General features: G+C 76.1%; 22 protein-coding genes. 11 read left to right on the top strand and 11 right to left on the bottom strand.

Going from position 1 to position 21973, the window contains the following annotated elements:
• Positions 1 to 337 precede the first annotated feature (337 nt).
• The gene (locus ACI2LW_RS04020; RefSeq protein ID WP_404729552.1) at positions 338 to 553 is read right to left on the bottom strand and encodes a hypothetical protein; all 216 of its coding nucleotides are present in this window, start codon (positions 551 to 553) and stop codon (positions 338 to 340) included.
• On the opposite strand from ACI2LW_RS04020, the gene ACI2LW_RS04015 reads away from it, so the two are divergent.
• Complete coding sequence (locus ACI2LW_RS04015) at positions 539 to 1495, top strand: aminotransferase class I/II-fold pyridoxal phosphate-dependent enzyme (protein WP_404729551.1); 957 nt, start codon at positions 539 to 541, stop codon at positions 1493 to 1495. The genes ACI2LW_RS04020 and ACI2LW_RS04015 overlap by 15 nt on opposite strands.
• Before the next feature lie 179 nt (positions 1496 to 1674).
• Here the strand turns inward: ACI2LW_RS04015 and ACI2LW_RS04010 are convergent, their stop codons facing one another.
• The 4 genes from ACI2LW_RS04010 to ACI2LW_RS03995 all read right to left on the bottom strand — a co-directional run bounded on the left by ACI2LW_RS04010 (position 1675) and on the right by ACI2LW_RS03995 (position 4266).
• Positions 1675 to 2412 carry a metallophosphoesterase gene (locus ACI2LW_RS04010; RefSeq protein WP_404729550.1) on the bottom strand — a complete coding sequence of 246 codons (738 nt, stop codon included), beginning with the start codon at positions 2410 to 2412 and terminating at the stop codon, positions 1675 to 1677.
• On the bottom strand, positions 2409 to 2723 hold the full coding sequence (locus ACI2LW_RS04005; RefSeq protein WP_404729549.1) for a BON domain-containing protein: 315 nt from the start codon (positions 2721 to 2723) through the stop codon (positions 2409 to 2411). Before ACI2LW_RS04005 ends, ACI2LW_RS04010 begins: the two co-directional genes overlap by 4 nt.
• Positions 2720 to 3412: a nucleotidyltransferase family protein gene (locus ACI2LW_RS04000; RefSeq protein WP_404729548.1), complete on the bottom strand. Its 693-nt coding sequence runs from the start codon at positions 3410 to 3412 to the stop codon at positions 2720 to 2722. Before ACI2LW_RS04000 ends, ACI2LW_RS04005 begins: the two co-directional genes overlap by 4 nt.
• A 134-nt stretch (positions 3413 to 3546) precedes the next feature.
• On the bottom strand, positions 3547 to 4266 hold the full coding sequence (locus tag ACI2LW_RS03995) for a lipoprotein (protein ID WP_404729547.1): 720 nt from the start codon (positions 4264 to 4266) through the stop codon (positions 3547 to 3549).
• Positions 4267 to 4536: 270 nt separating this feature from the next.
• Here ACI2LW_RS03995 and ACI2LW_RS03990 point away from each other — a divergent pair, with 270 nt between their 5' ends.
• Positions 4537 to 5064 (top strand): hypothetical protein, encoded by a 528-nt coding sequence (locus tag ACI2LW_RS03990; RefSeq protein ID WP_404729946.1) that lies wholly within the window; start codon positions 4537 to 4539, stop codon positions 5062 to 5064.
• A 480-nt stretch (positions 5065 to 5544) separates the two neighbouring features.
• Here the strand turns inward: ACI2LW_RS03990 and ACI2LW_RS03985 are convergent, their stop codons facing one another.
• Both ACI2LW_RS03985 and ACI2LW_RS03980 read right to left on the bottom strand, forming a co-directional pair.
• A complete protein-coding gene (locus tag ACI2LW_RS03985) occupies positions 5545 to 7173 on the bottom strand; it encodes a glycerol-3-phosphate dehydrogenase/oxidase (RefSeq protein ID WP_404729546.1) in 1629 nt (542 codons plus the stop codon).
• Positions 7170 to 7730, bottom strand: a complete 561-nt coding sequence (locus ACI2LW_RS03980; protein WP_404729545.1) for a TetR/AcrR family transcriptional regulator — start codon at positions 7728 to 7730, stop codon at positions 7170 to 7172. The genes ACI2LW_RS03985 and ACI2LW_RS03980 overlap by 4 nt, the downstream gene beginning before the upstream one ends.
• Positions 7731 to 8311: 581 nt before the next feature.
• Here ACI2LW_RS03980 and ACI2LW_RS03975 point away from each other — a divergent pair.
• Positions 8312 to 9919, top strand: coding sequence for an FAD-binding oxidoreductase (locus tag ACI2LW_RS03975; RefSeq protein ID WP_404729544.1), 1608 nt, complete (start codon positions 8312 to 8314; stop codon positions 9917 to 9919).
• A 240-nt stretch (positions 9920 to 10159) separates the two neighbouring features.
• The gene (locus ACI2LW_RS03970; protein ID WP_404729543.1) at positions 10160 to 11041 is read left to right on the top strand and encodes a YegS/Rv2252/BmrU family lipid kinase; all 882 of its coding nucleotides are present in this window, start codon (positions 10160 to 10162) and stop codon (positions 11039 to 11041) included.
• Between the two features lie 12 nt (positions 11042 to 11053).
• Here the strand turns inward: ACI2LW_RS03970 and ACI2LW_RS03965 are convergent, their stop codons facing one another.
• Positions 11054 to 11413, bottom strand: coding sequence for a transglycosylase family protein (locus ACI2LW_RS03965; RefSeq protein ID WP_404729542.1), 360 nt, complete (start codon positions 11411 to 11413; stop codon positions 11054 to 11056).
• A 218-nt stretch (positions 11414 to 11631) separates the two neighbouring features.
• Here ACI2LW_RS03965 and ACI2LW_RS03960 point away from each other — a divergent pair, with 218 nt between their 5' ends.
• From ACI2LW_RS03960 to hypE, 7 genes are all read left to right on the top strand, one after another.
• Positions 11632 to 13341 (top strand): enoyl-CoA hydratase-related protein, encoded by a 1710-nt coding sequence (locus ACI2LW_RS03960; protein WP_404729541.1) that lies wholly within the window; start codon positions 11632 to 11634, stop codon positions 13339 to 13341.
• Positions 13338 to 13937, top strand: a complete 600-nt coding sequence (locus tag ACI2LW_RS03955) for a hydrogenase maturation protease (protein WP_404729540.1) — start codon at positions 13338 to 13340, stop codon at positions 13935 to 13937. Before ACI2LW_RS03960 ends, ACI2LW_RS03955 begins: the two co-directional genes overlap by 4 nt.
• A gap of 236 nt (positions 13938 to 14173) precedes the next feature.
• Complete coding sequence (gene hypB, locus ACI2LW_RS03950) at positions 14174 to 15019, top strand: hydrogenase nickel incorporation protein HypB (protein WP_404729539.1); 846 nt, start codon at positions 14174 to 14176, stop codon at positions 15017 to 15019.
• A complete protein-coding gene (hypF, locus tag ACI2LW_RS03945; RefSeq protein ID WP_404729538.1) occupies positions 15016 to 17544 on the top strand; it encodes a carbamoyltransferase HypF in 2529 nt (842 codons plus the stop codon). The genes hypB and hypF overlap by 4 nt, the downstream gene beginning before the upstream one ends.
• Positions 17545 to 17548: 4 nt before the next feature.
• Positions 17549 to 17899, top strand: a complete 351-nt coding sequence (locus tag ACI2LW_RS03940; RefSeq protein ID WP_404729537.1) for a HypC/HybG/HupF family hydrogenase formation chaperone — start codon at positions 17549 to 17551, stop codon at positions 17897 to 17899.
• Entirely contained in the window at positions 17896 to 19038 is a 1143-nt protein-coding gene (gene hypD, locus ACI2LW_RS03935; protein WP_404729536.1) for a hydrogenase formation protein HypD, read from the top strand. The genes ACI2LW_RS03940 and hypD overlap by 4 nt, the downstream gene beginning before the upstream one ends.
• 112 nt (positions 19039 to 19150) lie before the next feature.
• Positions 19151 to 20140: a hydrogenase expression/formation protein HypE gene (gene hypE / locus ACI2LW_RS03930; protein WP_404729945.1), complete on the top strand. Its 990-nt coding sequence runs from the start codon at positions 19151 to 19153 to the stop codon at positions 20138 to 20140.
• Between the two features lie 185 nt (positions 20141 to 20325).
• On the opposite strand, the gene hypA is transcribed toward hypE, so the two are convergent.
• From hypA to ACI2LW_RS03915, 3 genes are read right to left on the bottom strand one after another with little or no spacing between them, the layout of a single operon-like run.
• The gene (hypA, locus tag ACI2LW_RS03925; protein WP_404729535.1) at positions 20326 to 20682 is read right to left on the bottom strand and encodes a hydrogenase maturation nickel metallochaperone HypA; all 357 of its coding nucleotides are present in this window, start codon (positions 20680 to 20682) and stop codon (positions 20326 to 20328) included.
• Between the two features lie 4 nt (positions 20683 to 20686).
• Positions 20687 to 21283: a DUF5947 family protein gene (locus tag ACI2LW_RS03920; RefSeq protein ID WP_404729534.1), complete on the bottom strand. Its 597-nt coding sequence runs from the start codon at positions 21281 to 21283 to the stop codon at positions 20687 to 20689.
• Entirely contained in the window at positions 21280 to 21903 is a 624-nt protein-coding gene (locus ACI2LW_RS03915) for a NifU family protein (protein ID WP_404729533.1), read from the bottom strand. Before ACI2LW_RS03915 ends, ACI2LW_RS03920 begins: the two co-directional genes overlap by 4 nt.
• Positions 21904 to 21973: the final 70 nt, after the last annotated feature.

Here is a 21973-nt window from a genome sequence, read left to right as displayed (position 1 = left end):
GCCGTAGGCCCGCGGCGGCCCACCCCGGGGTGGACGCGGCGGGCGAGCGGAGTCCACCCGGACCTCCACTCGCGGGTTGATCACCGGGCGTCGGCCGATTCACAGCCTTGCTTCATGGACGCGCACGCCCTCGAAGTCGTCGGAGGCGACGGTGTGTCATCGACGCGGAAGGAGAGCGCAATGGGCCGGGAGAGGGCGGCAGATGGGCCGGAGGCGGGCGCAATGGGCGCAATGGGCCGGAAGGAGGCGGGAGTTGTCCGCGCGGGCGCGGCCCGGACGGCCCCGGGTGCCGGGCGGGACCACACGGGAGGGGCACAGGACCGAGGGGGCCCGGGGGTCACCGGCCGGCCGCCGCCGCCTCGCGGTGCCGCGCCCAGGCCAGGTCGCGCAGCTCCGGGCCGCTCAGGACGTCCGCCGCGGTGCACGCCAGCGCCTCGGTCACCGCCCGCAGTACCTCGCGGGCCCGGGGCGAGGCCGCGGCCTGCGCGAACTCGGGCGTGTGGTCGGACCCGTCGGAGCCGATGACGGCCACGAAGGGATGGATGGCCGGCACAGCGGGGACATCCGCGGGGTGGCCCGGGTGTGCCACGAGTACGACGTGCCGCTCATCGTCGACGAGGCCTGGGGCGCGCACCTGCCCTTCCACTCCGCCCTGCCCCCGTGGGGCATGGACGCCGAGGCGGACCTGGTCGTCACGAGCGTGCACAAGATGGGCGGCGCGATCGAGCAGAGTTCCGTCTTCCACCTCCAGTACGACAGAGTGGCGCCCGAGGTGCTCAAGCAGCGCGAGGACCTGCTCGGCACCACCAGCGCCTCCACCCTCGTGTACGCCGCGCTGGACGGCTGGCGGCGCCAGATGGTCGAGCAGGGGCACGAACTGCTGGACGGCGCGCTGCGCCGGGCCGAGCGGATCCGGGCCGCGGCCGGCGAGCTGCCGGGGCTGCGGGTGATGGGCGGGGAGATCGTGGACGAGGGCCTGGCCGCCACCTACGATCCGCTGAAGATCGTCATCGATGTGCGGGGACTCGGGGTGAGCGGCATGCAGGCGGCCGAATGGCTGCGCGCCCACTGCCACGTCGACGTGGGTGGCTCGGACACCTGCCGGATCAGCGCCTCGATCACCCACGCCGACGACGACGAGACCGAGAAGGTTCTCCTCGACGCCCTGCGCTCGCTGGTGGACCGCGCCGACACCATCGAGCGGAAGCCCGGGGTACGGCTGCCGGCCCCCTCGGCACTGGAGCTGGAGCAGGCCCTACTGCCGCGTGAGGCGTTCTTCGGGCGCGCCGAGCAGATACCGGCCGACCGGGCGGAGGGGCGGATCGCGGCGGAGATGATCAGCCCCTACCCGCCCGGCGTCCCTGTCGTGGCACCGGGCGAGGTGATCACCGGGGAGGTGCTGGACTATCTGCGCAGCGGTGTGGCGCACGGCTTCCTGATCGCGGACGCGGCGGACCCCACGCTTGAGACCCTGCGCGTGGTGGCCCGGCGCTGACCGGCCTGCGCCCGCCGGGCCCGCTGGGCCCGCCGTGCCCCGCCGGGGGGCCCGCGTCGGCCAGGTGTGGCGGGCGTGGGTCGGCCGGGGGCGGCCGGGGGCGGCCGGGGCGTGGGGCCGGCGGCCGGCCGGTGCCCGGGCGGGCACGAGGGCGCGCCGTGCGGGAGGGCGCGGTGCCGTCAGGTCACCGGCTGGCGTTCGTGGACGTGGTAGACGTGAAAGGCGCGTCCGATGACGGGCTGGGCGACATTGCGGACCCGGACGCCGCCGGTCGTCATGCCGTTCTCCGAGCCGGCGTGGGCGTGGCCGTGCACCGCGAGGTCGGCGCCCGCCGTGTCGATCGCCTCGGCCAGCAGATAGCTGCCGAGGAAGGGATAGATCTCCAGCGGCTCCCCGGCCAGCGTCTCGGGCACGGGGGAGTAGTGGGTGAGCGCGACGCGCACGTCGCAGCCCTGCTCGCCCAGGTGCTCCAGTGATGTGCGCAGCCCGTCGGCGCAGCGGCGCGAGTACCGGATGAACTCCTTCATCACCGGCTCGCCGAACTCGCCCCCGCTGCGGCCCAGGAAGCCGCCGCCGAACCCCTTGGTCCCGGCCACCCCCACGCGCGCCTCGCCGCAGGGCACCACGACACCGCGTCCCTCCAGCACCTGCGCGCCCGCGTCCTCCAGGATGGCGGTCACCTCCTCGGGCCGGCCGTCGTGGTGGTCGTGGTTGCCGAGGACCGCGACGACCGGCACCGGCAGACCCTCGATCTCCCGGGCCACCACCCGGGCCTCCTCGGGCGTGCCGTGCCGGGTGAGGTCCCCGGCCAGCAGGAGGACGTCCGCGCAGTCGGGCAGCGTGTCGAAGGCGGGGCGCAGCGTGCCCTGGGTCTCGGGCGCCATGTGGATGTCCCCGACGGCTGCTATCCGGATCATGCGAGGTCCTCCGCGTGGTCGGGAGAGGATGCGTCGGCGACGACGAGGTCGCAGTGGACCGGGTGTCCGGCCAGTTCCCGGTCGACGAGTCCGCAGATCTGGTCCCGGCACTGCGCCGACGGCACCGTGCCCGTGAGCAGTACGGCCTCGCCGCGCACCTCCAGCCGCACCCCCAGTTCGCCGAGCGGGCCGCCCGCGATGCGTTCCCGCAGGTGGGCGGCGCGGTACTCGAGGTTGTCCGACGTGTCGTCCCGGGTGCGACGGCCGCCACCGGGAGCGCCGGACGCCTGCTCTCCTGCGTGATTGCTCATGACCGCTCCTTGCGCGGGGAGATGACATTCAGGCGCTCGAGGAGGAAGAAGAACGCGGCAGGCATCGGCTCGTCCTCGCAGGCGCGCCGGACCCGGTCCCAGTCGACCTTCTCGCGCAACGCCCGGGCGATGGGCAGGACGGCGCCGAAGTCGCAGTGGTGTTCGGAGAAGGCGGCGATCAGGCTCCACAGCAGATCGGTGGGCGCGAGCACGGGCATGCGCACCGAGTCGACCGACAGCTCCTCGGCCCGGGCCAGCATCTCCGACGAGACCGGCTCATGGGCCAGTTCGAAGATGACGTCGATGTCCTGGTCGAAGCACTTGGCCTTGATCAGCCAGTCCTCCGGGGGCGTGAAGACCGTCAGACCGCCCTCGCGAAGAGTGGCGGCCACCGCCTCGGCGTCCTCGGGCCGTACACAGAAATCGGCGTCGTGCTGCAGATTCTCGCTGCCGCCGTGGGCGTAGACGGCCACACTGCCCGCCAGCGCGAACGGGTGCCCCTTCCTCTTGAGCAGCGCGCCCACCTGTTTGGCGGCCTCCAGGATCGCCTGGTTGCGGTCGTGGGGCAGCTGCTGGAGCCGCGGGTGCGCCGCTCGGTCCGACGGCATTCCGTCCTCGCCCGCCGCCAGACGAAGGCCGGGGGGACCCGCGCGCCGGGCGGGGGCCGCGTCGCCTCCGTTCCGGGTCATGGTCACTCCATTCACCGGCGCGCGGCGTGCGCTGCCGGACGTCGCGTCCCTGACGCCTGCCTGTGTCCGGCGGGTACCCGGCGGACCCTGCACGACACGGAGAGATCGCCCGGCCGGGGGCCGGAGGGCGCGGCTCAGGTGGTGCGCAGGGTGCGCCTGGCCAGCTCGTAGGCCGGGAGCATCTGCTCGTGCTCCTCGTCGTCCAGTCCGCCCAGGTGCAGGATCACCGGCCCCTTCGGGGTGCCGACCGCCAGCGCGCTCTCCCGCTTCGACTCGTCCGTGAGCTCGCTGGTGTACCGGTACTCCACCTCCACACCGCGCAGTCCGCCCGTGGTGAACTCGCGGTAGGTCTCCGAGTCGACGGCGCCCTCGGCCGCCACGAAGGCGCGCAGCACCGTACGGGCGTCCCCGGCCCCCGGAGCACCCGTCCAGACGCGCAGGAAGCCGATGTTCCCGGCCGGCTTGGCGTCGATCTCGCACGCTGCGGTCACCGGGCCCTGGCGCAGGAGCGCGTCGGCGAGCTCCCCGGACAGCGGGGACCCGTTCGCGGCGTCGCGGTCGACGGCCTTGGCCTTCCAGCCGGCGGCGATGTCGAAGGCGACGGGCAGCTCGCAGGACGAGCCGGGAGCGCCGATCCTGCCCCCGCTGCGGGCGGCGGCGCGGGTCGCACCGGCCGCGGGCGTCCCGCTCGCCGCCGTGGTCGCCGTGGTCGCCGTCGCAGCCGGGGCGGCCGGGGCGGCCGGGGCATCGTCCCCGCCCGGCGATCCGGAGCAGCCGGTCACCGTCCCGCCCACCAGCAGCGCCACCGCGGCGCCCGCACCCCGCCACGCCGTTCCCGCCCCGACCCGCGCCACGTCCGTCCCCTCCCTGTGAGCGGATCACAGTAACCGAGAGAACGCTTCCCCGCGGAGGCGTGAGCGGCCACGTCGTGACGGCCAGGGCCGCCCCCGACGGCCCGGGCCGCTTCCCGCCCTCGTCCCCGGCTCGGCGGCCGGCGGACGACGCGTGCCCGGATGTGGCGGAAGCCACGTCCCGAAAGAGGTTTGGGCCATATTCCGCCCGCCGGGCCGCGAGTTACGGTGCACGTGTCCTTTTTGTCCCTCAGGAGCGCGGACGGCCTGGCAGTGCACGAAGACCTCTCCCCTCTCATCGCGGCTACCGCACAGTGGCTCACCAGCGCGTACCCGCCCTCCGGCGGTGCGCTGGCCTCCGTCCTGTGCGAGGTGCAGGCACGTCAGGCGGTCACGGTGGCCGCCTGGCTGCGCTACCCGACGGCGATGGACGCCGGGCTGGTCGGTATGGCCGGCCCCGGCGGCTCCGGCCGTCTGGACTGGATCAGCGGCGCGGACGGCGCGGAGACCGACGACCCGGACGTACACGCGTGGCGCACCTGGGTGGACGAGGTCGTGGCGAGCTGGGCCGCGTGCCTGCTCACCGACCCCGGACTGGCCGCCCGTGCGGTGGCCGCGGTCGAGGGGTGCGCCCACGCGGCGGGCACGCCCGTCGAGTTCCGGCGCCTGGTCGCCCCCGACGAGCCCGACCGCAGCGCGGCGGCGCTCCTGCGCCACCCCGACCTGCTGGCCCCGGTGACCGCCCTCCACCGGGCCGAGCTCCTGACCCGCCTCGGCCCGGACCCGGCCCTGGCGGCCTGACCCCGGCCGCACCCGCGGCGTGCGCGGCCCTCACCCCGGTCCGGCGGCAGCCCGGATGCGGCGTCCGGCTGCCGCATGCGGGCTGCCGCGTCCGGGGCTGCCGCGTCCAGCGCCGGACCGCGCCGGACCGCGTTCAGCTCCGGATCTCGGTGCCGACCGCGACTCCGGCTGTGCAGCGGCCTGCTGAGGGTCATCCTCGTTCTGACCGCTGACCGCTGACCGCTGACCGCTGACCGCTGACCGCTGACTGCTGACCGCTGACTGCTGACCGCTGACTGCTGACTGCTGACCGCTGACCGCGCACGCCGCGGGCTGCGGGCCGCCGCCCGAGCGCGGGCGTCCCGCGGTGGCTCGTACTGCCCGGCCGACGTCCGCCGCAGTCCCCGTCACAGCCGCCCCCGCCCCGCCCCTTGAAGGGGCCGAGGTCCCCCCGAGCCCGGTGGCACACCGGCCCCGTACCCCAAGGTCGCTGGAGCCTCGTCACCCCTGTCGCCGTCGCGGCTGCGCCGCCTCCTCCGTCGCCCGTTGGAGCGCTTCCCGGGCGGCCTCGAGAGCCGTCGCGCGGTCGGCCGGGACCAGGCCGACGCGGGTGCGCCGGTCGAGGAGGTCGTCCTCGTCCAGGGCGCCCTCGTGCCGCGCGGCCCAGAGCAGTTCCGCGCGGGTGACGGGATGGCCCGCCGTCAGGGGCTCGCCCAGCCGCGGGTCGCGGGCGGCCAGGGCGACCAGGGCCGGCGCCTCGGTGCCGTAGCTCCGCACCAGCCGGCGCGGAGCGGGGAGCGAGGCGAGCACGCGCGGTGACGCCGCGCCGACCAGGGGCAGCCCTGCCGTGGGGGAGGGCCCCGCGACCAGGCCCTTCGCGGACACGGCCGCGTCGACCGCGTCCTCGGCCATCCTCCGGTACGTGGTGAGCTTGCCGCCGACCACGGTGATCACACCGTCCGGCGAGGTGAGCACCGCGTGGCGGCGTGAGATGTCGGCGGTCCGGGGCGCCGCGCCGGACCCCGCGCCCGGCTCGGTGTCCAGCAGCGGGCGCAGGCCCGCGAAGGCGCCCACCACGTCCTCGCGGTGGACGGGCGTGTCCAGCGCGCTGCCCAGTACGTCGAGCAGGAAGCCGACGTCGCTCTCGGGGACCTCCGGAACGTCCGGGACGTCCCCCTCCACGGGCTCGTCGGTGAGGCCGACGTACACCCGCCCGTCCCCCTGCGGCAGCACCAGGACGAAGCGGTTGGTCTCGCCCGGCACCGGTATGTGCAGCCCGGCGGGCAGCTCGCCGAGCCGTTCGGCCCGCAGCACCAGATGGGTGCCGCGGGAGGGCCGTATCCGGATGCCGTCCACCAGCCCGTCCGCCCACACCCCGGAGGCGTTGATGACGGCGCGGGCCCGGATCTCGCCCTCCTCGCCGGTCAGTTCGTCGCGCACCCGGGCTCCCGTGGCGGTGAGTTCCAGCGCCCGTACCCGGGTGAGGACGCGGGCCCCCTGGGACGCCGCCGTCCGGGCGACCGCGGTGACCAGGCGGGCGTCGTCGGTGAGCCGGCCGTCCCAGGACAGCAGGCCGCCGCGCAGTCCGGTCGTGCGCAGCGCGGGCGCGAGGTGGCGGGTCTCCACGGCGGACAGCCTGCGCGGCGCGGGCAGGGTGGCCCGGGCGGTACGCGCCGCCAGGCGCAGGCCGTCGCCCGCGCGGAACCCCGCCCAGGCCAGGGCGGCCTGGCCGCGGGAGACCAGCGGGGTGAGCGGCAGCACGAACGGCTGGGCCCCCACCAGGTGCGGCGCGGTGCGCTCCATCAGCACACCGCGCTCGACCGCGCTCTCGTGGGCCACGTCGAACTGCGCCGAGGCGAGGTAGCGCAGGCCGCCGTGGATGAGCTTGGAGCTCCAGCGGGAGGTGCCGAAGGCCAGGTCGTGGGCGTCGATCGCGACGACGTCCAGTCCGCGCGCCGCGGCGTCCAGGGCGGCCCCGGCGCCGGTCGCGCCGAGCCCGACCACCAGGACGTCCACGGCCGGGCCGCCCACGGTGCGGGCCAGTTCGCGCGAGCGGCGCCGGGCGTCGAGGGAGGAGCCGGGGGCCACGCTCCCCGGCCCCGGGATGGCCGTGCCGCTGCCGGAGGTCATGGCGTCAGGGTCCTCTCCAGGATGGTCCGCAGCTCGGCGAGGAAGGCCTCGCCGGTGAACTCGGGGTCGTCCTCGTCGGTCATCGTGCGCAGCGACAGGGTGAAGGACTGGACGACCAGCAGCAGGGCGCGCGCCTGCCGGACGGGGTGCCCGGCCCGGACCGAGCCGTCCGCGTGGCCCTCGCGCAGGGCCTGCGCGAGCAGCCCGAGGAGGGCGTCCTGGCTCGCCCCGCGCCGGTCCAGGACGTAGGGGAGCAGCAGCTCGGGGTCCACGTCGACGATCTTGCGGAAGAGCGGGTGCGCGCGGAACGCGGCGACCCCGGCCGTCAGTCCCTCCACGATCGTGGCACGCGCCGTGACGCCGGCCCGGCGCTCGGGCATCGCCCCGGTCGCCACGCCGATCCACTCACGCGTCATCAGGTCCCCGACGAGCGACCGCACGTCGGGCCAGCGCCGGTAGAGCGTCATGCGGGAGACACCGGCGCGGCGGGCCACGTCCGTCATGGTCGTCCGGCGGACGCCGACGGCCAGCACGCAGTCCCGCACGGCGTCGAGCACGGGATCGCTCTCAGGGCCCCCCGCGCGGACCGGGGAGGCGGCGCGGCTCGGAGAACCGGAGAGGCCCGGGGTGGCAGCGCGATCCGGGGAACCGGAGCCGCCCGGGGATGCGGGGTGTTCCGGGGAACCGGACGCGCCCGGGGGAGTGGGGCGGTCGGAGCCGGGGGCGTCCGGGGCGTCGGCGGCGTCGGGGGAGGGGGCGCCGCGGGAGGCGGCGCGATTCGGAGAACCGGAGAGGTCCGGAGAGTCGGCGCGTTCCGAGGGACCGGGGCTTTCCGGAGACCCGGAGCCGGCCGAAGGACCCGGGCCGTCGGAGGCAGCGCCGCCGTCGGGGGCGTTGCGGCCGTCCGGGGCATCGCTGCCGTCCGAGCTGTTGTGACGAATAGGCGTCATGTGTCACAGTGTAACGCCCCCGGCGGTCACGCGGCAGACGGCGGCCCGGCACGACCGCGCGCCGGGCATGCCCGACCCGCCGGGTCCGCCCTTCCGGGCGGCGCCCGCTGCCAGGACCGGGACATTCCACGTTCCCGAGACCTTCGACCTTCCCTTCCCCTTCCAAGACGACCGGTGAGGAACACCCCATGGACATGCTGTGGAGCGGCTGGGGCGACCCGGCGCGGGCCACACCGCTGCCCGACACGGTGGTCGGACTGCTGCGCGACCTGCTCGGGGTCGAACCCCGCGGCACCGGCCCGGTCGCCCTCGGCGAGATCCCCGTGCCCGACTCACCGCTGACCGCCGCCGCACGGCGGGCCCTGTGCCACGCCGTCGGCGACGAGGCGTACGTCCGCACCGACGCCGAGCCGCGGATCCGCCACACCCGAGGCAAGTCCACGCCCGACCTGCTGCGGATCCGTGGCGGTGACGTGAGCGACGTCCCCGCGGCCGTGGTGCTCCCCGCGTCGCACGACGACGTGGTCGCCGTGCTGCGCGCCTGCACGGCGCACGGCCTGGCGGTCGTCCCGTTCGGCGGCGGCACCTCGGTCGTCGGCGGCCTCGCCCCCCAGCGGCGGCGCCCGTTCGTCGCCCTGGACCTGCGCCGCATGGACGGCCTGCTCGACCTCGACCCGGTCTCGCGCACCGCCACCCTCCAGCCCGGACTGCGCGCCCCGCGGGCCGAGGCCCTGCTGGCCGCGCACGGCTTCACCCTCGGCCACTTCCCGCAGTCCTACGAGTGGGCCACCATCGGCGGTTTCGCCGCCGCCCGCTCCAGCGGGCAGGCGTCGGCCGGCTACGGCCGCTTCGACGAGATGGTCCTCGGCCTCACGCTCGCCACCCCCGAGGGCACCCTGGAGGCGGGACGCGCCCCGCGCTCGGCGGCGGGGCCGGACCTGCGCCAGCTCGTTCTCGGCTCCGAGGGCGCCTTCGGCGTCATCACCTCGGTGACCGTCCGCCTGCGCCCGCTCCCGCGCAGCCGGGTGTACGAGGGCTGGCGGTTCCGCTCCTTCGAGGAGGGCGCCACCGCGCTGCGCCGGCTCGCCCAGGACGGGCCGCGGCCCACCGTGCTGCGCCTGTCCGACGAGACGGAGACGCTGATCGGCCTGGCCCAGCCCGACGCCATCGGGTCCCCGGGGGGGTCGCAGGACTCGGGCTGCCAGGCGATCGCCGGGTACGAGGGGACCGAGGAGGACACCGCCCACCGCAGGGAACGCGCGGCGGCCGTGCTGCGCGAGGGCGGGGGCACGTACCTGGGGGAGGAGCCGGGCGAGCGGTGGGCGCACGGCCGCTACTCGGCGCCGTACCTGCGCGACGCGCTGCTGGACGCCGGGGCGTTCGCCGAGACCCTGGAGACCGCCGCCTTCTGGTCGCGCGTCCCCGCCCTGTACGCCGGCGTCCGCGAGGCGCTCACCGGCACGCTCACCGCGGCCGGCACCCCACCCCTGGTGATGTGCCACATCTCCCACGTGTACGAGAACGGCGCCTCGCTGTACTTCACCGTGGTGTCCGCCCAGGGGAAGGACCCGGTGGCGCACTGGGCGCCCGCGAAACGGGCCGCCAACGAGGCGATACTCGCCGCCGGCGGCACCATCAGCCACCACCACGGCGTGGGCACCGACCACCGGGACTGGTACGTCCGCGAGGCCGGGCCGCTCGGCATCGAGGCCCTGCGGGCCGTCAAGCGGCGACTGGACCCGGGCGGACTGCTCAACCCGGGCGTCCTGCTGCCCGCCGACGACGCCGCCGACTGACGCCCGCCGCCCGCCGACCGGCACCCGCACCCCGCCGCCGCACACCCCGCCGCCGCGCGTGGCGCAGGGCGTCCGCGCGGCACCCCCGTCCCCGCGCCGCACCCCGCATGGCACGCTGTACGCCGCCGGCCGCCACCCCCGGTGCACGTCACCCGGCGTCCGGCACCCCGCCACCCGTCACCGTCCGCCCGTCCCGCGGTTCCCGCCGCCACCACCCCGTCCCGCCCCGGAGGCCCACCGATGCGACAGTTCACCGCCATCGTCAACCCCACCGCGGGTGGCTCCGCGGGCGCCGCGGCGCTGCTGAGGGTGGCCCGGCCGCTGCGGGAGGCCGGCGCCGGACTGGAGACGGAGTACAGCCGCAGCCTGGCCCACGCCCAGGACCTCGCCCGGCAGGCCGGGGAGCGCGGCCGCGTGGTCCTCGCGGTGGGCGGTGACGGTATCGCCGGCGGCATCGGCGGGGCGCTCAGCGGCACCGGCGCCCTGTTCGGGATGGTCCCGGCCGGCCGGGGCAACGACTTCGCCCGTGCGCTCGGGCTGCCCGAGGAGCCGTCCGAGCTGGCGCGCGTGCTGCTGCACCACGACCCGCGCCCGGTGGACACCATAGAAGTGGAGTCGGCGGTCCACCCCCGCACGGTCGTGCTCGGCAGCGTGTACGCGGGCGTGGACGCGCTCGCCAACCGGCACGCCAACCGGGCCCGGCTGCTGCGCGGCGCCGCCTCGTACTACGCCGGCGGACTGCGGGCCGTCGCCACCTGGCGCGCCGCAGCCTTCCGCGTGACCGTGGACGGCGAGGAGCACACCCACCGGGGCTACACCGTGGTGGCCGCCAACTCGGCCTACTACGGCTCCGGCCGCATGATCGCCCCCGGCGCCCGGGTGGACGACGGGCTGCTCGACGTGGTGATGATCCGCCATGCGCCGCGCCGGCTGTTCTTCACCCTGATGAACGAGCTCAAGTCGGGCGCGCACGTCGAGCGGCCGGAGGTGGTGGTGCTGCGCGGCAGGGAGATCCGTATCGCGGCCGACCGGGACGTGCCGTACGGCGCCGACGGCGAGGTCGACGCCGTCCTGCCCGTCACGGCCCGGGTGCTGCCGGGCGCGCTGTCCGTGGTGTGCTGAGCCGGGGCGTTCTCAGGCGCAGCCCCAGGCCGACATCCCCTGGAGGGCGGCCAGCCGCCGGGCCACGGCGATCTGCTCCTCGCGCGTGGCCAGGTCGGCCCGGGGCGCGTAGCGCAGGCCGCCGGCGGCGATCCAGCTGGACTGTGTGAACTGCAGCCCGCCGTAGTAGCCGTTGCCGGTGTTGGCCTTCCAGTTGCCGCCGGACTCGCAGGCCGCGATGACGTCCCAGTCCGGGCTGCGGTGGCCGCCCGGCGCCGCCGCCGGGCCTCCGGTGAGTGCGGCGGTGGTCGCCGCGGCCAGCAGGGCTCCACGCAGCGCGTGGCGGCGCGGGGAGCGGCCGGGGGCCCTGTCGTTGTGCTGCTGCCAGATCATGTGCAGACTGTTACATCATATCAACGGAAAGTAGCCGAGCGACACGCCGGAGATGACGGGGTGTCACGCGCGCTCGCCCGTGGGATCCGTGGATCCGCGCCCACCGCCCAAAGGGGCCGACGGAAACGCTCCGGATGGCGGAAGAGTGCGGACATAAGCGGACGAAACGCCGCAAAGGTCCTTCGTCGCGCCCTCCGGAGCGGCGACCATGCCGTGTCATGGACATCCTGCTCGTCGCCAGCGCGTTCAACAGCCTGTCCCAGCGTGTCCACGCGGAGCTGACGGACCGTGGGCACCGGGTGGACGTCGTCCTCGCCACCCACGGACCCGACGCTGTCCGGGACGCCGTGGCGGAGACACGGCCGGAGCTGATCGTGGCGCCGATGCTCAAGACGGCGCTGCCCGAGGACGTGTGGCGGGAACACACCTGCCTCGTGGTGCACCCCGGACCGCCGGGGGACCGCGGCCCCTCCTCCCTGGACTGGGCCATCACCGAGGGCGCCCGGCGCTGGGGCGTGACGGTCCTCCAGGCCGAGGCGGGCATGGACGCCGGTGACATCTGGGCCGACATGCCCTTGGACACCGCCCCGGTGGGCAAGAGCGACCTGTACCGCAACGAGGTCTCCGACGCCGCCGTCGCCGCCGTGCTGCTGGCCGTACGGCGCTACGCACAGGGCGAGTTCAAGCCGCGGCCGCAGTCCGACCCGGCCGTCCGCGTCGTCCGGCGCGACTTCCTGCGCCAGGAACAGCGGCGCGTCGACTGGGAGAACGACACCACCGACACCGTGCTGCGCAAGCTGCGCGCGGCCGACTCGCAGCCCGGCGTCCTCGACGAACTCCTCGGCCGGGAGCTCTTCCTGCACGGCGGGCACCCCGAGGACCGGCTGCGCGGACGCCCCGGCGAACTGCTCGCCGCACGCGACGGAGCCGTCTGCCGCGCCACCCGCGACGGCGCCGTGTGGATCCCCGAACTCAGGCCGCGCAAGAACTCCGGCGACCCCGCACCGTTCAAACGCCCCGCCGCGTCCGTCCTCGGCCCCCTCGCGCCGCCGGAGTCGACCGTCCCACTCGAACTCCCGCCCGGCAGACGCACCTGGAGCGACATCCGCTACCGGCGGCGCGGCGACACCGGCTTCCTGACCTTCTCCTTCCCCGGCGGGGCGATGAGCACCGACCACTGCCGCAGGCTGCTCGCCGCCTACCGGTACGCGCTCACCCGCCCCACCCCGCTGCTCGTGCTCGGCGGCGCCCGCGACTTCTTCTCCAACGGCATCCACCTGAACGTCATCGAGGCGTCCCCCGACCCCGCCGCCGAGTCCTGGGCCAACCTCAACGCCATGAACGACCTCGTCGAGGCGGTGCTGCGCACCACCGACCGGCTGGTCGTCGCCGCGCTCGGCGGCAACGCGGCGGCCGGGGGCGTGATGCTGGCCCTCGCCGCCGACGAGGTGTGGTGCCGCACCGGCGCCGTGCTCAACCCGCACTACCGCAGGATGGGCCTGTACGGCTCGGAGCTGTGGACCTACACCCTGCCGCGCCGCACCGGCGCGCACACCGCCGAACGGCTGACCGAGCAGGCCCTGCCGGTCAGCGCCGCGACCGCGCACGGCCTCGGCCTCGTGGACCGCCTGCTGCCCGTCCCCGCCGCGCAGTTCACCGCCGAGACCGAGCGCATGGCCGCGGCGCTCGCCGGCGACCCGGAACTCGGCCGCCGGATCGAGGCCAAGGCGGCGGCGCGCGCACGCGACGAGGCGGTACGGCCGCTCGACGAGTACCGCCGCGCCGAACAGGCCCGGATGCACGAGATCTTCTTCGACCCCGGCGCGCCCTACCACGCGCTGCGCTCGGCCTTCGTGCGCAAGGTGCCCGGCCCCTGCGTACGCCCGCTCGCCCCGGTCGCGGGACCGCTCGCCGGCGGCACCCGGTGACGCCGGCACCGGCCCGGCTGCTGGTCGCGGGCATCGGCAACATCTTCCTCGCCGACGACGCCTTCGGCCCCGAGGTGATCCAGGCCCTCGGCGCCCACCCGCTGCCGCCCGGGGTGCGCGTACGGGACTTCGGCATCCGCGGCCTGGACCTCGCCTACGAACTGCTCGACGGTTATGACACCGCGGTCCTGGTCGACGCGGCCCCGCGCGGCCACCGGCCCGGCACCCTGTCCCTGATCGAGCCCGAGCCCCCCGGCGGCCCGGACGCGCCGGCCGCCCCGCCCGAGGCGCACGGCATGGACCCGGCCAAGGTGCTGGCCCTGGCCGCCCACCTCGCCGACGGACCGCTGCCGCGCGTCCTCGTCCTGGCCTGCGAGCCCGAGATCCGCCCGCGCGGCGACGAGGACATCATGCCGGGACTGAGCGCCCCGGTCCGCGAGGCCGTCCCACGGGCCGCGACGGCCCTGCACACGATGGTCCCCGTCCTGCTCGCCGACCCGGCGGCGAGCCCGCCGTTGGGCCGCCCGGAGGAATCCGCCCCGCCCCCCACGGCTGCGCTCCCGCCCCTGACGGCCGCCGCACCCGAAGATCGATGAGGACCACCCGGTCCCGGCATCGGACCCGGCGACCGGTTCCGGCGATCGGTTCCGGACCCGGCGGCCGGGTCGGGACCCGGCGACCGGCTCCGGGGCCGACAACCGGTTCCGAGGGCCGGCGACGGGTTCCGGGGCCGGCGGCCGGTTCGGGGCCCCGGGTCCCGGGTCCTCGTTCCCGGGTCCCCGACCACGGACTCCTTCGTCCCTCGCCCACCGAACCCCCGAGGAGCAGCGCCATGTGCCGGTCCGTCGACGTCAAGCAGGCCGTCCTCGCCAGGAACGACGGTCTGGCCCAGGCCCTGCGCGAGGATCTGGCCCGGCAGGGCGCCGGCGTGGTCAACCTGCTGTCCAGCCCCGGCAGCGGCAAGACCGAGCTCCTCGGCCGGGTCCTGGCCCGCGCCGTCGAGCGGGGCGTACCGGTGGCCGCGCTCACCGCGGACCTGGCGACCGAGAACGACGCCCGCCGCCTGGCCCGTTCGGGCGCTCCCGTGCAGCAGGTGCTCACCGACGGGCTGTGCCACCTGGAGGCCCGCCAGGTCCGCGCCCGGCTCGAGGGCTGGCTGCCGCCGGGCACCGCGGTGCTGTTCGTGGAGAACGTCGGCAACCTCGTCTGCCCGGCGTCGTACGACCTCGGCGAGACCCTGCGGATCGTGCTGATGGCGGTGACGGAGGGCGAGGACAAGCCGCTGAAGTACCCCACCGCCTTCGGCTCCGCCCACCTGGTCGTGGTCACCAAGACGGACCTGTCCGAGGCGGCCGGTTTTGACGAGGGCGCCTTCCGGGCCAACGTGGCGCGGGTCAACCCGGGGGTGGAGATCGTGCGGACCTGTGCCCGCACCGGCGACGGCGTCGACACCGTCCTGGACCGCGCGCTCGCCGTCCGCGACGGAGCCCCGCCCCACCGGCCGCCCCTCGCCCCGCACCCCCACGACCACGACCACGACCACGACGAGCCGTACGGTCACAGCCACACGCACGACCACAGCCACGACCACGGCCACGGCCACGACCGCGCGGAGACGGGCGACCGGGCCTCCGGGCACCCCGCAGATCCGCATCCCGCGGCCACCCCCGCCTCATGACCGCGCCCGCCGCCGGCCGGGTGCGCCGCCGGCTCACCGTGCGGGGCACGGTCCAGGGCGTGGGCTTCCGGCCGTACGTGCACCGCCTGGCCGGCGGACTGGCGCTGGCCGGCTTCGTCGGCAACACCGCCGGCGGCGTGCTCATCGAGGTCGAGGGGACCGCGGACGACGTCGCCCGGTTCTGCGACCTGCTGGTCCGCCGGCCGCCGCCGCTGGCCGCCGTCACCGGCGTCGCCCATGAGGACCTCGAACCCACCGGCGCCGACGGCCCGTTCACCATCCGCGCCACCGAGCGGTCCACGGGCCGCACCCAGCTCCCGCCCGACACCGCCACCTGCCCCGACTGCCTGCGCGAACTGGCCGACCCGGCCGACCGCCGCCACCGGCACCCCTTCATCACCTGCACCCACTGCGGCCCCCGCTTCACCATCGCCACGGCCATGCCGTACGACCGCAAGGCCACCACCATGGCCGGCTTCCCCCTGTGCCCCGCCTGCGCCCGGGAGTACGCCGACCCCGCCGACCGGCGCTTCCACGCCCAGCCCGTGGCCTGCCCCGACTGCGGGCCGCGGCTGCGCCTGGTGCCCGCCGAGGGCAGCGGCGCCCGCCCCGCCCGGGACGGCGAGGCACTGGCCGCGGCCCGGGCGCTGCTGGCCGCCGGGCGGATCGTCGCCGTCAAGGGCGTCGGCGGCTACCACCTCGCCTGCGACGCCACCGACGCCCGCGCCGTCGCCACGCTGCGCGCCCGCAAGGAACGCGGCGGCAAGGCGTTCGCGGTGATGTGCGCCGACCTCGCCACGGTGGAGCGGATCGCCGCCCCGACCGACGCCGAACGGGCCGCGCTCACCGGCCCGCGCCGGCCCATCGTGCTGCTGCGCCGGGCCCGGCGCCCGGCCGGCCTCCGCCTCGCCGACGAGGTCTGCCCGGGCAGCCCCCACGTCGGCGTGATGCTTCCCTACAGCCCGGTGCACACCCTGCTGTTCGGCCTGCCCGGCGATCCGCCCGGCCCCCGCGTCCTGGTGATGACCAGCGGCAACCGCTCCGGCGAACCCATCGTCACCGACGACGTCGAAGCCCTGACCCGGCTGGCCGGGCTGGCCGACGCCTGGCTCGCCCACGACCGCCCCATCGCCTCGCCCTGCGACGACTCCCTGCTGCGCGTCCGGCCCGACGGCACCGAGCAGGTGCTGCGCCGCTCCCGCGGCCACGTACCGCGCCCGCTGCGCCTGCCCGTGCCCGTGCGCCCCGCGCTCGCGGCCGGCGGCGACCTGAAGAACGCCCTGTGCGTGGGCGACGGCGACCAGGCCTGGTTCGGCCCGCACACCGGGGACATGGGCGACCTGGCCACCCTGGAGGCCGCCGGGCGGGCCGAGCGGCACCTGCTGCGCCTGACCGGTGTCACCCCCGCGCTGCTGGCCGCCGACCGCCACCCCGGCTACCACTCCGCCCGCCGGGCCCGCGAACGCGCCGCCCACCTGGGCCTGCCCCGGCCCGTGCTGGTCCAGCACCACCACGCGCACATCGCCTCCGCGATGGCCGAGCACGGCCTCGACGGCGCCACACCCGTGATCGGCGTCGCCTTCGACGGCACCGGCTACGGCGACGACGGCACCGTCTGGGGCGGCGAGGTGCTGCTCGCCGACTACGCCGGCCACCGGCGCTTCGCCCGCCTCACCCCGGCCCCGCTGCCCGGCGGCGACGCCGGCGTCGCCAACCCCTGCCGGCTGGCCCTGGCCCGGCTGTGGGCCGCCGGCCTGGACTGGGACCCCCGGCTGCCCAGCGTCGCCGCCTGCACACCGGACGAACTCTCGGTGCTACGGCGGCAGTTGGAGCGAGGACTGGCCTGTGTGCCGACCTCCAGCATGGGCCGGCTCTTCGACGCCGTCTCCTCCCTCACCGGCGTGTGCCACCGCGCGGGATACGAGGCCCAGGCCGCCCTGGAGCTGGAGGCGGCGGCCGCCGAGGCCCACGACGCGGACGGCGCGGCGTACCCCTTCGGACTCACCGGACGCACCGCGGGAACCGGGACGGGCGCGACCGGGACGGGCGCGCGGCCGGGGCCGCTGGGCTGCGACCCCGCGCCCATGCTGCGGGCCCTCCTCGCCGACCTGCGCGGCGGCACCCCGGCGCCGGTCATGGCCGCGCGGTTCCACCGGGGCGTGGCACGCGCCGTCGCGGAGATCTGCCGGCGCGCCCGCGCGGCCACCGGCCTGCACACGGTGGTGCTCAGCGGCGGCGTCTTCGCCAACGGCCTGCTGGAGCAGGAGTGCGCCGGGCTGCTGGACAAGGACGGCTTCACCGTACTGCGCCACGGCGAGGTCCCCCCGAACGACGGCGGGCTGGCCCTCGGCCAGCTCGTGGTCGCGGCGCACATCCCGCAGGGCGGGACGCACATCCCGCAGGACGGGACGCATACCCCTCAGGGCGGGAAGCACATTCCCCCGGGCGGGGCGCACATCCCCCGGGGCGGGACGACCGGCGGGCCGGGCGACCGGCGGCCCGCAGACAGCGACGAGACGGAGTGACCCCATGTGTCTGGCAGTGCCCGGCAAAGTCGTGTCCATCGACCACCGCGCCGATCCGCTCACCGGCCTGGTCGACTTCGGCGGCGTGCGGAAGCAGGCGTGCCTCGAATACCTGCCCGACGTCCGGGTGGGGGAGTACGTGATCGTCCACGTCGGCTTCGCCCTGCAGCGACTGGACGAGGAGTCGGCCCGCGCGTCCCTGGAGCTGTTCGAGCAACTGGGGCTGCTGGAGGAGGAGTTCGGCGACGCCTGGCAGCAGGCGGCCGAACAGGCCGGGACCGCCGGGACGGCGGCCCCACCCGCCCGCGCGGCCGCGGAGCACGAGCACGAGCACAGTGGGAGTGAGGCCCGATGAAGTACATCGACGAGTTCAACGACCCGGCCCTGGCCCGGCGGCTGCTGGACGAGATCCGCGCGACGGCCACCAGGCCCTGGGCGCTGATGGAGGTCTGCGGCGGCCAGACCCACTCCATCATCCGCCACGGCATCGACCAGCTCCTCCCCGAGCAGGTCGAGTTGATCCACGGTCCGGGCTGCCCGGTCTGCGTGACCCCGCTCGAGGTCATCGACAAGGCACTGGAGATCGCCGCCCGCCCCGAGGTGATCTTCTGCTCCTTCGGCGACATGCTGCGGGTGCCCGGCACCGACCGGGACCTGTTCCGGGTCAAGGGGGAGGGCGGCGACGTACGGGTGGTGTACTCGCCGCTCGACGCGCTGCGGCTCGCCCGTCAGCACCCCGGCCGCCAGGTGGTCTTCTTCGCCATCGGCTTCGAGACCACCGCGCCCGCCAACGCGATGGCCGTGCACCAGGCCCGCCGCCTCGGCCTGGACAACTTCAGCCTCCTGGTCTCGCACGTGCGCGTGCCCCCGGCCATCGAGGCGATCATGACGGCGCCGGCCTGCCGGGTGCAGGGCTTCCTGGCGGCCGGGCACGTGTGCAGCGTCATGGGCACCGCCGAGTACCCCGACCTGGCCGCACGGCACCGGGTGCCCATCGTGGTCACCGGGTTCGAACCGCTGGACATCCTGGAGGGCATCCGCCGGGCCGTGCACCAGCTGGAGCGCGGCGAGCACCGGGTGGAGAACGCCTACCCGCGCGCCGTGCGCGAGGCGGGCAACCCGGCCGCGCTGCGCATGCTGGAGGAGGTCTTCGAGGTGTCCGACCGCGCCTGGCGCGGCATCGGGCCCATCCCCGCCAGCGGCTGGCGGCTGTCGGAGGCCTTCCGCGAGTACGACGCCGAGCACCGCTTCGACGTCGGCGGCATCCGCACCGAGGAACCCGCCGTGTGCCGTGCGGGCGAGGTCCTGCAGGGCCTGATCAAGCCCACCGAGTGCGCCGCGTTCGGCACCAGCTGCACCCCGCGCACCCCGCTGGGCGCCACCATGGTCTCCAACGAGGGCGCCTGCGCGGCCTACTACCTGTACCGCCGGATGAACGGCACCCCGGCACAGGGTTCCCGCATTCCGCAGGAGGAGATGAACCCCGTTGGCTGAACTGGCTTCCGCCGCGTCCGAGGCCCCCGCCCGGCCGGCCGTCCCCACCGAACCCGTCGACCCCGCGAACTGGACCTGCCCCGCCCCGCTGCGCGACCAGCCCGTCGTGGTGATGGGGCACGGCGGGGGCGGCGCCCTGTCCGCCGAACTCATCCACGACGTCTTCGCCCCCGCCTACGGCAACCCCGTCCTCAACGGCATGGGCGACTCCGCGGTCCTCCACCTGGGCGGCGCCCGGCTGGCGTTCTCCACCGACTCCTACGTCGTACGGCCGCTGTTCTTCCCCGGCGGCAGCCTCGGCGACCTGGCGGTCAACGGCACCGTCAACGACCTGGCGATGAGCGGCGCCCGGCCCGCCTACCTCTCGGCCGCCTTCGTCCTGGAAGAGGGCGTGGAGCTGGCGGTCGTGGACCGGATCGCCCGGGCCATGGGCGCGGCGGCCGAGGCGGCCGGCGTCACCGTGGCCACCGGCGACACCAAGGTGGTGGAGGCGGGGCACGGCGACGGCGTGTACGTCACCACCGCCGGCGTCGGACTCGTGCCCGAAGGGGTGGACATCCGCCCCCAGCGGGCCCGGCCGGGCGACGCCGTCCTCGTCAGCGGCCCGATCGGACTGCACGGCGTGGCCGTCATGAGCGTCCGGGAGGGCCTGGAGTTCGGCGTCGAGGTCGCCAGCGACACCGCGCCGCTGGCCGACCTGGTGGCGGCCATGCTGGCCGTCACCCCGGACATCCACGTGCTGCGCGACCCCACCCGGGGCGGGCTCGCGGCCTCCCTCAACGAGATCGCCCGCGCCTCCGGCACCGGCGTCCGGCTGCGCGAACGCGCCGTCCCGGTCCCGGACGCGGTGGTCAACGCCTGCGGATTCCTCGGCCTGGACCCCCTCTACGTCGCCAACGAGGGCCGGCTCGTGGCGTTCGTGCCGCCCTCCGAGGCCGAGGCCGTCCTGGCGGCGATGCGCGCCCATCCGCAGGGCGGCGGGGCCGCGCTCATCGGCGAGTGCGTCGCCGAGCACCCCGGCATGGTCGTCGTCGCCACCGCGCTCGGCGGCACCCGGGTCGTCGACCTGCCGCTCGGGGAGCAACTGCCGCGCATCTGCTGATCCGCACGCGGTGGCCGGCCGTACGGTGATGCCGCGGGTGCGCACGCACCCGCGGCACCACCGCCGCCACAACGGCCCCCGGGCTGCCGGGCCCCGGGCTGACTACATGCTCCGGCCGCACCCGGGAAGGCGCGTCCGCCGCGGCCGGAGCGGACCGCCCGGCCGCGGCGGACGCGCACGGGCCGTCAGAGCGGTGGTGGGCCGGGCTCGATCCCGGTGATCTCCAGCTCCCGCCCGCTGCGCAGCTCCCGCGACGGGCGGTCGCAGTCCGGGCACCAGAAGAACGGCGGCATGCCCACGGCGAACTCGCGCGCGCACGGCGCGCAGTACGCCCGTGCGGCGACCTGCTCGACGACCAGCCGGGCGCCGGCCAGGGCGGTGCCCTCGCGGGCCACCTCGAAGGCGAAGTCCAGGGCGTCGGGCACGACGCCGGACAGCTCGCCCACCCGCACGGTCACCGCCGAGACGGTGTCCGTCCCGTCCTCCCGCGCCAGTGCGCCGGCCCGGTCCACGATGGCGGCAGCGATCGACAACTCGTGCATCCGCTCACCGCCGTTCGGTCAGTTCCGAGAAGAACTGCTCGACGGCCGGCCACACCCGGCCGCCGCCCGACAGCCCCCGCCACTCCCGGCGCACCACGGCGACCATGCGCAGACAGTCGTCGACGGGCACGATCCAGTGGTGGTCGAGCCCCCGCACGGTGTTCACCAGCAGCGCCTCCACCTCCGGCCGCACCGAGGCCAGGTGCGGGCAGTCCTCCGCCGCCCGCCGCCAGGCGGCGGCGTCCACCTCCCACCGCATGGCCCCCGCCGGGCTCGGTCCCTGCGCGGTGACCGTGCCGTCGTCGTGCGGTACGAAGAACACCAGGCCGACCGGCACCCCGAGGGCGGCCGTGTCCACCCGGGGAAGCCGCACCCGGCGCCGGGGCACGAGCCGCAGACGGCCGCCGCCGGCGCCGTTCCCGTCGAACAGCAGCGAGCAGGGCCGGCAGGCGCACCGCACCTGCGCCCGGCCGGTGTCGTAGAGATGCGGGTGGTCCTCGGGCAGCGGCGCCGCGCACAGTTCGCACACCTCCGCCCGGGCCGTCGCCGTGCGTCCGGCCGAGGAGCGGATGATCCGGGCCAGCGCCCCGTCCGCGGTCACCGCGTCCCCCGGGCCGCCGGCGAGCCGCGGCGCGTCAGCGTCTCCAGCGGTACGAACGCGGGAGCCGCCCGCCCCGGCTCCTCGTCCGGCAGCGGCTCCACCGCCGTCAGCTCCGGCGCCGCGGCCAGCACCGCGGCCCGCACCGCCTCGGTCACCTCGCCCGTCCCGGCCCCGCCCCCGCACCCCGCGCCGCAGCCGCCGCCCGTGGTCAGCCGCACCCGGGCCACCCGCCCGTCCAGCCCGGCCCACTCCACGTCGCCGCCGCGCTCCCGCACCACGGGACGCAGCCGCTCCACCGCGCGGGCGGCGCGTCGCTCCGCGGACTCCGGATGGATCGCGTGCAGCACCAGCAGATGCCCCAGCAGCTCGTCCTCCGCCAGCAGCCGCGCCAGCTCGCCGTCCGCGTGGTCCAGCACCCGGGCCAGCGCCTCGCCGTAGACCTCGGTGACCAGCCCCACCGCCTCCAGGGCGGAGCGCACGGTCGGGCCCGGCGCCTCCTCCAGCCCGGCCAGCAGCTCGTCGACCCGCGCCAGCCGGGCCTCGATCTCCGGGTCCGCCAGCCGCCCGGTGGCCGGCGCCTGCCCCGCCGTACCGGTCATGGTGTGCCTGGTGTCAGGCATGGGGTGCTCCGTAGGTGGGGGTGTGGTGGGTGGTGAGGGTTTTGCCGTTGCCGAGGTACATGTGGACGCC

It is taken from the genome of Streptomyces sp. NPDC004065, from assembly GCF_044903565.1.
Lineage (GTDB): Bacteria > Actinomycetota > Actinomycetes > Streptomycetales > Streptomycetaceae > Streptomyces.
The sequence above is the reverse complement of the archived record's forward strand: the minus strand, read 5'-3'. Positions and strand labels throughout refer to the sequence as shown.

What these genes read in the sequence shown, in the direction of transcription:
- ACI2LW_RS03970 (WP_404729543.1), top strand. Translation starts at nt 10,160, where the DNA reads ATGCGACAGTTCACCGCCATCGTCAACCCCACCGCGGGTGGCTCCGCG.
- ACI2LW_RS03915 (WP_404729533.1), bottom strand. Translation starts at nt 21,903, where the DNA reads ATGCCTGACACCAGGCACACCATGACCGGTACGGCGGGGCAGGCGCCG.
- hypF (WP_404729538.1), top strand. Translation starts at nt 15,016, where the DNA reads ATGACCGCGCCCGCCGCCGGCCGGGTGCGCCGCCGGCTCACCGTGCGG.
- ACI2LW_RS03965 (WP_404729542.1), bottom strand. Translation starts at nt 11,413, where the DNA reads ATGATCTGGCAGCAGCACAACGACAGGGCCCCCGGCCGCTCCCCGCGC.
- ACI2LW_RS04015 (WP_404729551.1), top strand. Translation starts at nt 539, where the DNA reads ATGGATGGCCGGCACAGCGGGGACATCCGCGGGGTGGCCCGGGTGTGC.
- ACI2LW_RS03940 (WP_404729537.1), top strand. Translation starts at nt 17,549, where the DNA reads ATGTGTCTGGCAGTGCCCGGCAAAGTCGTGTCCATCGACCACCGCGCC.
- hypA (WP_404729535.1), bottom strand. Translation starts at nt 20,682, where the DNA reads ATGCACGAGTTGTCGATCGCTGCCGCCATCGTGGACCGGGCCGGCGCA.
- ACI2LW_RS03960 (WP_404729541.1), top strand. Translation starts at nt 11,632, where the DNA reads ATGGACATCCTGCTCGTCGCCAGCGCGTTCAACAGCCTGTCCCAGCGT.
- ACI2LW_RS03975 (WP_404729544.1), top strand. Translation starts at nt 8,312, where the DNA reads ATGGACATGCTGTGGAGCGGCTGGGGCGACCCGGCGCGGGCCACACCG.
- ACI2LW_RS03985 (WP_404729546.1), bottom strand. Translation starts at nt 7,173, where the DNA reads ATGACCTCCGGCAGCGGCACGGCCATCCCGGGGCCGGGGAGCGTGGCC.
- hypB (WP_404729539.1), top strand. Translation starts at nt 14,174, where the DNA reads ATGTGCCGGTCCGTCGACGTCAAGCAGGCCGTCCTCGCCAGGAACGAC.
- ACI2LW_RS04005 (WP_404729549.1), bottom strand. Translation starts at nt 2,723, where the DNA reads ATGAGCAATCACGCAGGAGAGCAGGCGTCCGGCGCTCCCGGTGGCGGC.
- ACI2LW_RS04000 (WP_404729548.1), bottom strand. Translation starts at nt 3,412, where the DNA reads ATGACCCGGAACGGAGGCGACGCGGCCCCCGCCCGGCGCGCGGGTCCC.
- hypD (WP_404729536.1), top strand. Translation starts at nt 17,896, where the DNA reads ATGAAGTACATCGACGAGTTCAACGACCCGGCCCTGGCCCGGCGGCTG.
- ACI2LW_RS04010 (WP_404729550.1), bottom strand. Translation starts at nt 2,412, where the DNA reads ATGATCCGGATAGCAGCCGTCGGGGACATCCACATGGCGCCCGAGACC.
- hypE (WP_404729945.1), top strand. Translation starts at nt 19,151, where the DNA reads ATGGGGCACGGCGGGGGCGGCGCCCTGTCCGCCGAACTCATCCACGAC.